At 69.5% G+C, this 12,042-nt stretch carries 14 protein-coding genes; 6 read left to right on the forward strand and 8 right to left on the reverse strand.

Translation table 11 applies throughout. The features are described 5' to 3' along the window. Nucleotides 1-1,697 (reverse strand): N-acyl-D-amino-acid deacylase family protein (locus H7I41_RS13305; protein WP_264013062.1); only part of this gene is annotated, 1,697 nt, incomplete at its 3' end. 22 nt (nt 1,698-1,719) lie between these two features. On the opposite strand from H7I41_RS13305, the gene H7I41_RS13310 reads away from it, so the two are divergent. After that, nucleotides 1,720-2,109 (forward strand): VOC family protein, encoded by a 390-nt coding sequence (locus H7I41_RS13310; RefSeq protein ID WP_264013149.1) that lies wholly within the window; start codon nt 1,720-1,722, stop codon nt 2,107-2,109. Here the strand turns inward: H7I41_RS13310 and H7I41_RS13315 are convergent. Continuing rightward, nucleotides 2,106-2,567: a hypothetical protein gene (locus H7I41_RS13315; RefSeq protein WP_264013063.1), complete on the reverse strand. Its 462-nt coding sequence runs from the start codon at nt 2,565-2,567 to the stop codon at nt 2,106-2,108. The genes H7I41_RS13310 and H7I41_RS13315 overlap by 4 nt on opposite strands. A 73-nt stretch (nt 2,568-2,640) precedes the next feature. On the opposite strand from H7I41_RS13315, the gene H7I41_RS13320 reads away from it, so the two are divergent. The 5 genes from H7I41_RS13320 to H7I41_RS13340 all read left to right on the forward strand — a co-directional run bounded on the left by H7I41_RS13320 (nt 2,641) and on the right by H7I41_RS13340 (nt 7,106). Continuing rightward, entirely contained in the window at nt 2,641-3,159 is a 519-nt protein-coding gene (locus H7I41_RS13320; RefSeq protein ID WP_264013064.1) for a mycothiol transferase, read from the forward strand. 7 nt (nt 3,160-3,166) lie between these two features. After that, the gene (locus H7I41_RS13325; RefSeq protein WP_264013065.1) at nt 3,167-3,694 is read left to right on the forward strand and encodes a phosphatase PAP2 family protein; all 528 of its coding nucleotides are present in this window, start codon (nt 3,167-3,169) and stop codon (nt 3,692-3,694) included. Between the two features lie 53 nt (nt 3,695-3,747). Continuing rightward, the gene (locus H7I41_RS13330) at nt 3,748-5,265 is read left to right on the forward strand and encodes an aldehyde dehydrogenase family protein (protein WP_264013066.1); all 1,518 of its coding nucleotides are present in this window, start codon (nt 3,748-3,750) and stop codon (nt 5,263-5,265) included. Nucleotides 5,266-5,340: 75 nt separating this feature from the next. Next, nucleotides 5,341-6,198 carry a polyphosphate kinase 2 gene (gene ppk2 / locus H7I41_RS13335; RefSeq protein WP_264013067.1) on the forward strand — a complete coding sequence of 286 codons (858 nt, stop codon included), beginning with the start codon at nt 5,341-5,343 and terminating at the stop codon, nt 6,196-6,198. Between the two features lie 38 nt (nt 6,199-6,236). After that, on the forward strand, nt 6,237-7,106 hold the full coding sequence (locus H7I41_RS13340) for a hypothetical protein (protein WP_264013068.1): 870 nt from the start codon (nt 6,237-6,239) through the stop codon (nt 7,104-7,106). Here H7I41_RS13340 and H7I41_RS13345 read toward each other — a convergent pair. The 6 genes from H7I41_RS13345 to H7I41_RS13370 form a co-directional block, all read right to left on the reverse strand. After that, nucleotides 7,086-7,982: a crotonase/enoyl-CoA hydratase family protein gene (locus H7I41_RS13345; protein WP_264013069.1), complete on the reverse strand. Its 897-nt coding sequence runs from the start codon at nt 7,980-7,982 to the stop codon at nt 7,086-7,088. The genes H7I41_RS13340 and H7I41_RS13345 overlap by 21 nt on opposite strands. 31 nt (nt 7,983-8,013) lie before the next feature. Beyond that, entirely contained in the window at nt 8,014-8,238 is a 225-nt protein-coding gene (locus H7I41_RS13350) for an anti-sigma factor family protein (protein ID WP_372503741.1), read from the reverse strand. Nucleotides 8,239-8,246: 8 nt separating this feature from the next. After that, the gene (locus tag H7I41_RS13355) at nt 8,247-8,882 is read right to left on the reverse strand and encodes an RNA polymerase sigma factor (RefSeq protein ID WP_264013071.1); all 636 of its coding nucleotides are present in this window, start codon (nt 8,880-8,882) and stop codon (nt 8,247-8,249) included. Next, complete coding sequence (locus tag H7I41_RS13360) at nt 8,879-9,397, reverse strand: YkgB family protein (RefSeq protein ID WP_264013072.1); 519 nt, start codon at nt 9,395-9,397, stop codon at nt 8,879-8,881. Before H7I41_RS13360 ends, H7I41_RS13355 begins: the two co-directional genes overlap by 4 nt. Nucleotides 9,398-9,530: 133 nt before the next feature. Continuing rightward, nucleotides 9,531-9,872: a hypothetical protein gene (locus H7I41_RS13365; RefSeq protein WP_264013073.1), complete on the reverse strand. Its 342-nt coding sequence runs from the start codon at nt 9,870-9,872 to the stop codon at nt 9,531-9,533. Between the two features lie 72 nt (nt 9,873-9,944). Then, on the reverse strand, nt 9,945-11,978 hold the full coding sequence (locus tag H7I41_RS13370) for a prolyl oligopeptidase family serine peptidase (RefSeq protein WP_264013074.1): 2,034 nt from the start codon (nt 11,976-11,978) through the stop codon (nt 9,945-9,947). Nucleotides 11,979-12,042: the final 64 nt, after the last annotated feature.

Here is a 12,042-nt window from a genome sequence, read left to right on the forward strand (position 1 = left end):
GAGACCAGCCGCCCGGGCCGGGCCGCGGTGGGTGCGCCGTCCTCGGCGATCACCTCGCCCGACACCACCGTGGCGACGTACCCGTCGGCGCGCTGGTCCAGCCGCCGCCCGCCCGCGGGCAGGTCGTGGGCCACCACCGGCCTGTGCAGCCGCAGCGCATCGGGGTCGATGACGTTCAGGTCGGCCTTGTAGCCGACAGCGATGCGGCCCCGGTCGGCGAGGCCGGCCACCCGCGCGGGCGCGGACGTCAGCTCCCGCACCGCGTCGGCGACCGACAGCCGGCCCGCCGCGCGATCACGGACCCAGTGCGTCAGCATGTACGTCGGAAAGCTTGCGTCGCAGATCATCCCGTAGTGCGCGCCGCCGTCGCCGAGGCCGAGCACCACATCGTCGCGGCAGATCAGGTCGGCCACCGTGTCCAGCGAGCCGTCCCGGAAGTTGGCCAGGGTGACCAGCAGCATGGCGTGCCCGTCGTCGTCGAGCACCCGGTCGTAGGCCTCCTCGAGCGGGCTCACGCCGCGCGCCCGCGCCCTGGCGGCGATGCTGTCCGACCGGTCGGGTTCGTAGTTCGGCGGGTCGCCCAGCGGGAACATCCACTCGAACGCCTGCGCGGCGAACATCAGCGGATGCCCGTCGCCGGCCGCGGTGTCGTTCAGGATGCGTTCGCGCACTTCGGGTCTGCGCATCTCGGCGACCCGTTCGGCCAGCGGCAGGCCCGCCAGTTCGCGGTAGCTCGGGTAGAGCACGAAGGGGTGGCCGGACAGTTCGAGACCTAGCACCAGGCCGATCGGCCGCGGGAACACCTGGGCGCTGATGTCACCGCCGGCGGCATTGGCCTTCTCCACCATGGTGAGCGCGTCGACGAAGAACGGGTCACCGGCGTTGCCGATCGCCAGGGTGAAGGTGACGGGCAGGCCGACGTCCTCGGCCACGTCGAACACCGTCCGCAGCGCGGGCTCGTAGTCACCGGCGACGAGGTCGGGCACGAACTGGATCAGCCCGCCTCCGCCGTCGCGGACGCCACGGGCGATCGCGTCGAACTCCGCGTACGCCGCGCCGAAACTCGGGATGGGCTGGCCGCTTTCACTCTTGTGCAGGGTCAGCTGCGACGACGCGAAGCCCAGCGCGCCGACCTGGACGGCCTCGGCGGCGAGCTTCCGCATCAGCGCCAGGTCCTCGGGGGTGGCCGGTTCGCGCTCGACGCCGCGCCGGCCCATCACGTAGACGCGCAGCGGCGAGTGCGGCAGGAAGGCGGCGACGTCGATGTCGCGCTGTCGCGAATCCAGCGCGTCGAGGAACTCGGGGAAGGTCTCCCACGTCCACGGCAGGCCGTCGACCATGACCACGCCCGGGATGTCCTCCACACCCGCCATCACGTCGACCAGCACGTCGTGGTCCTCCGGCCGGCACGGCGCGAAGCCGACCCCGCAGTTGCCCATCACCGCTGTGGTCACGCCGTGCGCCGACGACGGCGTCATCCGGTCCGACCAGATGGCCTGTCCGTCGTAGTGGGTGTGCAGGTCGACGAATCCAGGCGTGACCAGCAGGCCGGTGGCGTCGATCTCCCGGACGCCCGTCCCGTCGACGGCGCCGACCGCGGCGATGACGCCGTCGGACACCGCGACGTCCGCCGTGAACGGCTCACCGCCGAGGCCGTCGACGACGGTGCCGTTGCGAATGAGGAGGTCATATGTCATGGCACGAATGTACGGTGACGGGGTGATCGATCACTTCGGAATCAACTGCGCTGACTTCGACAGGTCAAAAGAGTTCTACGACAAGGTGCTCCACGTCCTGGGTTACAGCAGGCAGATGGACTTCGGCGTGGCCGTCGGCTACGGCGCCGAGGGGCATCCGCACTTCTGGATCGCCGACATGAACGCCGGCGAGGTGCCCGGCCCCAACCGGGAGATGCACGTCGCGTTCGCCGCGAAGGACCCCGAGAGCGTGCAGGCGTTCTTCCGCACCGCGCTGGCGCTGGGTGTGGAACCGCTGCACGAGCCGCGACTGTGGCCGGAGTACCACGAGAACTACTACGGGGCGTTCGTCCGGGATCCCGACGGCAACAACGTCGAGGCGGTCTTCCACGGCGGCGGCCCCAAGGGTTAGTGCGGCGGGATCGTCACCGCGCCGCGTCCTCGCGACAGCAGCGCCATGACGGCGATCCAGCACGCCACCGCCGCCACGGCGAGCCACTGCGCGAGTTCGAAGCCGACCGTCAGCAGCTCGCCGCTCCAGCCGACGGTCCTGGTCAGCACCGACTGCTCGGCGTTGTTGTCCGCCACATCGGGCAGCACCGCGCCGATGACGAGCAGCAGCGCCCACAGCAGCAGTTGCACCACGATCTGAGCGGTCGTCAGCCGGCCGTGCCGGCGCGTGTGCCGCAACGCCGACCACGTCGACATCGACAGCGCGATCACGAGCAAGGGGACCACCGTGAACGCCGATATCAGTGCGATCAGACCCACCGTCCCGCCGAACATCGCGCGACCCACCCAGACCCACAGGATCAATGCGATGTTCACCGGGATCATCGCGGCCACAACGACTCTGCTCAGCGCTGTCACCGACCGATCGTAAGCGCCCCGGCGGCCCGCTTCGGGCGGCAGTTCTGACGGGGTCACGGGTACGTTGAGACCCATGGCTGACTCCGACGCGACCGCGGCCCGCGAACTGCTGCGTGACTCGTTCACCCGGCTCATCGAGCACGTCGACGCGATCGCCGACGAGCTGTCCGACGAGGTGGCGCTCTACCGGCCGGCGCCGACCGCCAACACGATCGCCTGGCTGCTGTGGCACAGCGCCCGCGTGCAGGACGCACAGCTGTGCGACATCGCCGGGGTCGAGGAGGTGTGGACGCGCGACGGCTGGGTCGACCGGTTCGGCCTCGACCTCCCGCGCGACGACACCGGGTACGGCCACGGTGCGGACGACGTCGCCAAGGTCCGGGCGTCGGCCGATCTACTGGCCGGCTACTACCACGCTGTGCACAAGGTGACGCTCGAGTACATCGCGTCGGTGACGCCGGAGGACCTGAGCCGGATCGTCGACGAGCGGTGGGACCCACCGGTCACCGCGAGTGCGCGCCTGGTCAGCATCGTCGACGACTGCGCCCAGCACCTGGGGCAGGCGGCGTACGTGCAGGGCATCGCCGGCTGAGGTGTCGATGACGAGAGCGGCCGCATGGTGGCCGCCGGTCGCGATCGCGGCGATGGTGCTGCTCGGCGTCGCCGTGGGGACCGGGACCACCGGTCTGGACGCCTGGTTCTCCGACCGCGATTTCCCGCGTTGGTGGCGGGTGGTGGTGGACTGGCGGGTGCTGCTCGCCGTGCTGGCCGCGATATTCGCCGTCGCGCTGTGGCGCGGACGGTGGCGGCTGGCGATCGCCGCGGTGGTCTGCCCGCCGCTGGGCATCGCGGTGGTCTGGACCGTCAAGCCGCTGTTCGGCCGCCTGAGCGGCGGTGCCCTGGCGTATCCGAGCGGTCACGTGACGACGCTCGTGGTGGTGTCGGGACTGGTGGTGCTGGCCGCAGGGAGCCGGTTGTGGGTGCTGGCAATGGCCGCGCTGCCCGTGGCGGTCGGCATGCTGGCCGTCGGATCGACCTTCCACTACTTCACCGACACGGTCGGGGCGCTGCTGCTCGGCACGGCGATCGTGACGTTGGCCGGCCGCGTGCTCCGGCACCCCACTTGACAGGTGTCAACCCCACTGCGATCTGCGTCACAGCAGGCGGTTAGCATGGGGTCATGACTGCTACGCCTGACGTGGACGCGGCCCAGACCGGCACCATCCGCAACCCCGCGACCGGCGCCGTCGCCGGCACCGTGCGCTGGACGGACCCCACCGACGTGCCGCGCATCGCGACCGGCCTGCGGGCCGCGCAGCGCGACTGGGAGGCCCGCGGCGCCAAAGGTCGCGCGAAGGTCCTCGCCCGCTACGCCGTGTGGCTGGGTGAGCACCGCGACGAGATCGAAGAGCTGCTGATCAAGGAGACCGGCAAGTCCGCGGTCGACGCGGCGCAGGAGGTGCCGCTGCTGATCATGATCGCCTCGTACTACATCAAGACCATGGAGAAGGCGCTGGCGCCGGAGAGCCGGCCTGCGTCGCTGCCGTTCCTGTCGATCAAGAAGGTCACGGTGCACTACCGGCCCCGTCCCGTCGTCGGCATCATCGCGCCGTGGAACTACCCGGTGGCCAACCTGCTGATGGACGGCATCGCCGCACTGGCCGCCGGCTGCGCGGTGCTGCTCAAGCCGTCGGAGCGGACACCGCTGACGGCCGAGCTGTTGCTGCGCGGCTGGCTGGACTCCGGGGCCCCCGAGGTGATGGCGATCGTGCAGGGCGCCCGCGAGGCCGTCGAGGCCGTGGTCGACAACTCCGACTACATCCAGTTCACTGGTTCCAGCGCCACCGGCGCGAAGGTGATGGAGCGCGCCGCGCGCCGGCTCACCCCGGTCAGCCTGGAGCTGGGCGGTAAGGACCCGATGATCGTGCTCGAGGACGCCGACGTCGACCTGGCCGCACACGCCGCCGTCTGGGGCGCGATGTTCAACGCCGGCCAGACATGTGTGTCGGTGGAGCGGGTGTACGTCCTCGACGCGATCTACCAGCAGTTCGTCGACGCCGTCGTGCGTGCCGTCGAGGACCTCAAGATGGGTGCGGGCGACGGGTACGACGTCGGCGCCCAGATCGACCAGAGCCAGGTCGCCGTCACCGAGCGCCACGTCGAGGACGCCAAGGCCAAGGGTGCCCGCGCGCTGACGGGCGGCGAACGGCCCGCCGGTGAGGGCAGCTTCTACCCGCCGACGGTGCTCGTCGACGTCGACCACTCGATGATGTGCATGACCGAGGAGACGTTCGGCCCGACCCTGCCGATCATGAAGGTGTCCAGCGTCGAGGAGGCCGTGCGCCTCGCCAACGACAGCCCCTACGGCTTGAGCGCATCGGTGTTCTCCAAGGATGTCGAACGCGGCAAAGCCGTTGCGCTGCAACTTGATTGCGGCGCGGTCAACGTCAACGACGTGATCTCCAACCTGATGTGCACCACGGCGCCGATGGGCGGGTGGAAGACCTCGGGCATCGGCGCCCGGTTCGGCGGCGCCGACGGGCTGCGCAAGTTCTGCCGTCAGGAGGCCGTGGTGGCGCCGCGCACCAGCGTCGGCGCCGGCGGGAACTACTACAACCAGTCCCAGAAGGCGCTCAAGCGGATGAACACGATGATGACGAAGATGGCGCTCATCCGCCCCCGCCGCGAAGCCCGCTAGCGTCCGCGGCGGCGTCCACCGCCAGTTCACTTCGGCGTCACCTTCGCGTACCGGCGAGCCGTTACGTTCGGCGCCGTGACCCTGCTGACCGACGGCTACACCGTCCGCGACGATGACGACGACGATCCGGTGCTGCTCGTGCAGCCGAGCGGCAAGCCCGTCGACACGTGGCGGGAGAACTACCCGTACGACGAGCGGATGAGCCGCGAGGAGTACGAGCAGCAGAAGCGGTTGCTGCAGATCGAACTGCTCAAGCTGCAGAAGTGGAGCCAGGCCAACGGTCTACGGCACGTCATCGTGTTCGAGGGTCGCGACGCGGCGGGCAAGGGCGGCACCATCAAGCGATTCATGGAGCACCTCAACCCGCGCGGCGCCCGCGTGGTGGCGCTGGAGAAGCCGACCGAGCGCGAACAGACGCAGTGGTACTTCCAGCGCTACGTTCCCCATCTGCCCGCCGCCGGGGAGATGGTGCTGTTCGACCGCTCCTGGTACAACCGCGCAGGCGTCGAGCGCGTGATGGGTTACTGCTCACCCGAGCAGCACGCCGAGTTCATCAGGCAGGCACCGCTTTTCGAGCAGATGCTGGTCAACGACGGCATCAGCCTGACCAAGCTGTGGTTCTCGGTCACCCAGGGCGAGCAGCTCACCCGGTTCACGATCCGGCAGGTGGACCCGGTGCGGCAGTGGAAGCTGTCCCCGACGGACCTGGCGTCGCTGGACAAGTGGGACGACTACACACAGGCCAAAGAGGACATGTTCGCGCTGACGGACACCGAGTTCGCGCCCTGGATCGTGGTCAAGAGCAACGACAAGAAGCGCGCCCGGATCAACGCCATGCGCCACGTGCTCGGTAAGTTCGACTACGACAACAAGGACCACGAGGTGGTCGGCCGCGCGGATCCGCTGATCGTGGGACGGGCGCTGACGGACTGAAACCCCGCGGTCCTTCACCGACGTGGGGAGGCCCGGGCGTGCGATTCGTCATGACGGTGCTGCTGTGGCTCGTCACGACGGCAGCACTTGCGGTGGCGGTGCCGACGGCGTGGGCCCAGACGACCGTCGTCAGCGAGGACGGCTACGCCGAATTCGCCGCGTCGGCCGCCGAAGACCCGGCGCTGCAGCAGGCGGTCGCCGCCGAGTTGACCACCCAGATCCTCGACCTCGCCGGCGAGAACGGTTACGGCGGGCTGAACCCGGCCCTTGTGCGCCAGGTCGCCACCTCCTACACCGGCAACACCGGCTTCCCCGGCCAGTTCGCGCAGGCCAACCGCATCGCGCACCGCTACGTGTTCACCGATTCCGCGCAGCCCGGCGACCAGCAGAACCAGTGGCTGATCGACGTCGCGCCGATGCTGTCTGACACGTCGTTCCGCGCGACGCTGGGCGACCTCAACCTCGGCGTGCCCGAGACGCTCGAGGTGCCGATCACCGTCCCGTCCGCCGAGCTGCGGCCCGGCAAGCTGCGGCCGCTGGCCACCTGGACGCCGTGGGCGGCCGTCGGCTCGGCCGTGCTGGCCGGGGTGTTCGCGCTGCTGACCCTGGCCGCCGCCCGGTCGCGCGGCAAAGCCGTTGCCGCACTGGGAGTATCGGCGCTACTGGTGGGCGCTGCGGGCTGGGCCGGACTGGAGGTCGCCCGCGGGCGCATCGACGGCGCACTCGGCAACACCACCGGCGACATCCGCCTGATCGCCGAGGCGATGGTCGGCCACGCCGAGGGCAGTCTGCACCACTGGTTCAACCTGACCCTGGCCGCCGGCGGCGCGCTGGTGCTGGTCGGTGTGCTGGTGGCGATGCTCGGCGGGTTGCGCCGCGAACGGCGCTCAGGGTTCGATCACGTGTGACGGATCCGGCCTGCGCTCAGGCGGTGCCTGGCTGTAGTCGCCCCAGGGGCCGTCGCGGCGCTCGACTGCGGCCCGGACGCCCTCCCTGGACGCGGTGTCGATGAAGTCGAGCGCGTCCGGGGTGTTGCGCATCAGCCCGTCGAGGATGCCGCCGAGCGTCTGGGTGGACGCCAACCCCATGTTCTCGTAGGCCTGGTTGACGATGAGTTTCTGCGCCTGCAACTGCGACAGCGGGATTCTGGCGAGCCGCCCGGCGATCTCGGCGACACGGGCCTCGAGCCGCTCGAACGGCACCGCCTCGTTGATCAGTTCCACGTCCGCGGCCTCCCGGCCGGTGAGCGGTTCACCGGTCAGCGAATGCCACTTCACCTTCGCCAGGCTCAGCCGGTAGAGCCACATCCCGGTGAGGTACGCGCCCCACATCCGGCTGTAGGGAGTGCCGATGACGGCATCCTCGCTGGCGATGACGAGGTCGGCGCACAGCGCGTAGTCACTCGCACCGCCCACACACCAGCCGTGCACCTGGGCGATCACCGGCTTGGACGCCCGCCAGATGGCCATGAACTTCTGGGTCGGCCCCGTCTCGCGGGCGCTGACCATCGCGAAGTCCTTGCCCGGGTCCCACCGGCCGTCGGTGTTCATCGCCTCGCCCCACTGACCGAAGCCGCCGCCGAAGTCGTAGCCGCCGGAGAACGCCCGGCCCGCGCCGCGCAAGACGATCACCTTGACCGCCGGGTCACGTTCGGCCAGGCCGACGGCGGCCTCGATCTCGTCGGGCATCGGCGGCACGATCGTGTTGAGCTGGTCGGGACGGTTCAGCGTGATCGTGGCGATCGGCGCTGCGACCGTGTAGAGCAGGGTCTCGAAGTCGGGCATGGCTGCAGTGTGGCAGGGGAGCGCGCCTGACTCACCGCCAGTCGCGGAACGCGTCGAGCAGCCGGTCACGGAACGCCGGTTCGATCGCGTCGTCGCCGATCCGGCCCAGGGTGTCGACGGTGGTGCGGAACTGCTGCAGGTAGTGCTCGCAGCCGTCGCACTCGACCAGATGCACGTCGAAGCGCGCACGGGTGTCGGGATCCAGCGAGCCGTCGAGGTACGCGGTCACCAGTTCGACGAGTTCGTTGCAGTCCATGTCTCCGGTCATCGCTGGTCCCTCACATAATCTTCGAGCGCCTGCCGGACCGCCGCGCGGCCGCGGTGCAGCAGCACCCGTTGGTTGCCGGTCGTGATGCCGAGCAGTTCACTCACCTCGGCCGAGTCGAGGTCGAGCAGGTCGCGCATCGTGACCACCTGCCGCTGCCGCTCCGGCAGCTTGTCGAGTTCGCGCCGGGCGACCGCCACGAGTTCGTCGCCGAGCACCGAGCCCTCCGGCGTCTCGGGGAAGGGCGCGGGTGCGGCGTCGGCGCGCCAGTGCCCCGGCCACTCGTCACCGGCGTCGCGGAACCGCGCCGGATCGACGGTGCCCTCGGTGAACGCCATGATCTGCAGGTCGCTGTCGCGCCGCTCGCGCACCGCCCTGGACTTGGCGATGTTGATCAGCACCGTGAAGAGCCAGGTGCGCACCGACGATCGTCCCTCGAAACCCGCGATGCCCTTCAGCAGGGCGATCCACGTCTCCTGCACCACGTCCTCGGCCTGCTCGTGGGTGTGCACGTAGCCGCGCGCCACCCGCAGCATCGCCGGGGTGTGCTGGTCCACCAGTAGCGCGAAGGCGGCCTCGTCACCACCCCGAAGGGAGGCGACGAGCGCCGCTTCATCGCCGGTGGCGGTGGTCATCTCGTCGTGAGGGTAGCTCCACGGCGGTCCGTTTCGGCCGACTTCAGCGCATCGGCCAGCGTCCACACCGAGACGGCGATCAGCACAACGTCTTTGATCAGGAATCCGCCGCTGAGGGTGAGCATCGGGAAGCCGCCCTCCTCCGCCGCGAAGGCGTCGGGCAGGGTGACCAGGAAGCTGATCGTGGCGACGAACAGGCCGATGGCGATCACGCTGCCGAACGCCGATGCGCGGGGCCACAACGGCTTGACCGCCAGCAGCACCGCGGCGGTCACCTCGACGACGCCGAGCAGCGCCGAGAACGTCGTGACCGAGAAGATGTCGTACACCCAGCTCATCAGTGGGCTGCTGGCGACGAGCGGTTCGATGCCCTTGGCCTCGTAGGTGGTGAACTTCATCAGGCCGAGCCAGCCGATGACGAGGACGAGGCTGTAGCGGATCAGCACCGCTCCGGCTCGCTCGAGTCCGGCTCCGGTGAGGAAGCTCCTGACACTGTGGTCATGGATGGTGGTCATGTGCGGCTCCTGACGTGAATGGCGGATCGGTTATACGACTGAGTGCCGCCTGACCCGCCATCCGTTACACCGCTACGCGAACGACGGCCCCCGGATGTGTCCGGGGGCCGTCGTCGACGAATCGCTGCGGTGTTCACTTCACCTCGACGTAGATCGTCTGCGCGAACGTCTCGTTGGGTCCGTCGTTGGTCCGGACGGCGCCGGGGCGGATGCTGACGTTGGGGCGCACCGACACGATGCGCGCTTTGTCGAGTGGGACGTCGTCGATGCGATCGACGACCACTCGGTACCCCTGCGAGCGCAGTTCCGCGATGGCCCGCTCGGCGTTGGCCGGGCCCGCGGGGGCGGCGGCGACCGGGGCGGCGAGACCGATGAAGGCAGCGGTGAAGGCACCTGCCGCGACGGTGGCGACCTTCGAGCCGGTGCGCAGAGATGAGACCAGGCTCCTGGCACCGTGGTCGTGGATGGTGGTCATGTGCGGCTCCTGACGTGAATGGCGGATCGGTTATACGACTGAGTGCCGCCTGACCCGCCATCCGTTACACCGCTACGTGCTCAACTTCCGGTGCAGGAATTCGTAGATCAACGCCGACCGGAACGCGGCCTGCGAATTGTCGGCCGCGCCGCCGTGGCCGCCCTCGATGTTCTCGTAGTACTGCACCGGCTGACCGGCCGCCTCGAGCGCCGCGGTCATCTTGCGGGCGTGCCCCGGGTGCACCCGGTCGTCGCGGGTCGACGTGGTGATCAGCACGGGTGGGTACCGCCGATCGGCCGAGATGTTCTGGTAGGGCGAGTATTCCGAGATGAACGCCCAGTCGTCGGGGTTGTCCGGGTCGCCGTACTCGGCCATCCACGACGCGCCAGCCAGCAGCAGGTGGAACCGCTTCATGTCGAGCAGCGGCACGCTGCACACCAGCGCGCCGAACAATTCCGGGTACTTCGTGAGCATCACGCCCATCAGCAGGCCGCCGTTGCTGCCACCCTGGGCGCCCAGTTGCTCGACCGTCGTCAGGCCGCGGGCTACCAGGTCAGCCGCCACCGCCGCGAAGTCCTCGTACACGAGGTGGCGTCCCGCGCGCATCGCCTGCGTGTGCCAGCCCGGGCCGTACTCGCCGCCGCCGCGGATGTTGGCCAGCACGTAGGTGCCCCCGCGTGACAGCCACAGCCGGCCGAGCACCCCGTCGTAGCCCGGCGTACGGGACACCTCGAACCCGCCGTACCCGCCGAGTAGCACCGGTCCCGGCGCCTGGCTGTGCCGGTGCCCGACGACGAAATAGGGCACCCGGGTGCCGTCCGCCGAGGTGGCGAAGTGCTGGCTGACCTCGAGGTCGGCGGCGTCGAAGAACGACGGAGCCCGCTTGATCTCGGTCGGCTCTCCTCCTGCGGTGCCGTGCAACAACCGCGACGGCGTGTCGAATCCGCTGGAGTCCAGGAAGATCTCGTCACCGTCGCGGTCGGCCGCCACCACCACGGTGTTGGTGTTCTCCGGGATCCCCGGCACCGGTTCGGCGGTCCAGGTGCCCGGCGTCACCACCTGCACCCGGCTCGCCACGTCGGCCAGCGTCACGAGCAGTAACCGGTCCCGGGTCCACGTGTAGTGATGCAGGCAGGTGTGCTCATCGGGTTCGAACACCACCTTCAGTTGTGCTGCGCCACTGAGGAATTGTTCGTAGTCGGCGGCCAGCAGCGAGCCGGCGCGGTACTCGGCGGCGCCGGTGTTCCAGTCGGTCCGCAGCTCGATGAGCAGCCATTCGCGGTGCGCCGAGACCGTGGCGTCGGTGGGTGCGTCGAGCCGGATCAGCTCGTCGCCACGCAGTTCGTGGACCTCGTCGTTGTAGAAGTCGACCGCCCGGCGCAGCATGGTGCGCTCGAATCCCGGTGTGCGGTCGGCGTGTGCGGCCACCACGACGTCGCTGGGCTCGCCGCTGAACAGCGTCTCGGCGTCGGCCAGCGGCTGCCCGCGGCGCCACCGCTTCACCAGCCTCGGGTAACCCGAGTCGGTCAGCGAACCGTCGCCGAAGTCGGTGCCGACCAGCACGGTGTCCTCGTCGACCCAGTCGATCTGGGTCTTCGCCTCCGGCAGCTCGAATCCGCCGTCGACGAACTGCCTTGTCCACATGTCGAACTCGCGGACGATCGCGGCATCCGAGCCACCTCGGGAGAGGCTCACCAGGGCCAGGGTGCGCTCCGGTTCGATGACGTCGGCGCCCGCCCACACCCAGTTCTCGTCGTCGGCGCGCGCCAGCTCGTCGACGTCGATGACGACATCCCAGTCGGGGTTCTCACCGCGGTAGCTGTCCAGGGTGGTGCGCCGCCACAGCCCGCGCGGGTTGGCCGCGTCGCGCCAGAAGTTGTACAGGTACTCACCGCGGCGCCGCACGTAGGGGATCCGGGCATCGGTGTCGAGGACCTCGAGCGCCTCGGCCCGCATCTGTTCGAAGCGGTCCCCGGCCAGGCCGGCGAGTGTGGGCTCGTTGTGCGCGCGCACCCAGTTCAACGCGTCGTCGCCGGTGATGTCCTCGAGCCACAGATGGGGATCGGCTGTCGTGGTCTCGTCGCGCGAGCGGTCTTCAGGAGCCATGGAATTCATTGTGGCGGCGAGCGTACTGTGACCTCAGTTACACCGCTGATCGAGGGAGGCACCC

Origin of the sequence: [Mycobacterium] manitobense (assembly GCF_025821665.1) — a bacterium.
GTDB lineage: Bacteria > Actinomycetota > Actinomycetes > Mycobacteriales > Mycobacteriaceae > Mycobacterium > Mycobacterium arseniciresistens.

Coding starts and splice junctions, on each gene's coding strand:
- H7I41_RS13320 (WP_264013064.1), top strand. CDS start 2,641: ATGGCTGACTCCGACGCGACCGCGGCCCGCGAACTGCTGCGTGACTCG.
- H7I41_RS13345 (WP_264013069.1), bottom strand. CDS start 7,982: ATGCCCGACTTCGAGACCCTGCTCTACACGGTCGCAGCGCCGATCGCC.
- H7I41_RS13365 (WP_264013073.1), bottom strand. CDS start 9,872: ATGACCACCATCCACGACCACGGTGCCAGGAGCCTGGTCTCATCTCTG.
- H7I41_RS13325 (WP_264013065.1), top strand. CDS start 3,167: ATGACGAGAGCGGCCGCATGGTGGCCGCCGGTCGCGATCGCGGCGATG.
- H7I41_RS13350 (WP_372503741.1), bottom strand. CDS start 8,238: ATGGACTGCAACGAACTCGTCGAACTGGTGACCGCGTACCTCGACGGC.
- H7I41_RS13360 (WP_264013072.1), bottom strand. CDS start 9,397: ATGACCACCATCCATGACCACAGTGTCAGGAGCTTCCTCACCGGAGCC.
- H7I41_RS13355 (WP_264013071.1), bottom strand. CDS start 8,882: ATGACCACCGCCACCGGCGATGAAGCGGCGCTCGTCGCCTCCCTTCGG.
- H7I41_RS13370 (WP_264013074.1), bottom strand. CDS start 11,978: ATGGCTCCTGAAGACCGCTCGCGCGACGAGACCACGACAGCCGATCCC.
- H7I41_RS13330 (WP_264013066.1), top strand. CDS start 3,748: ATGACTGCTACGCCTGACGTGGACGCGGCCCAGACCGGCACCATCCGC.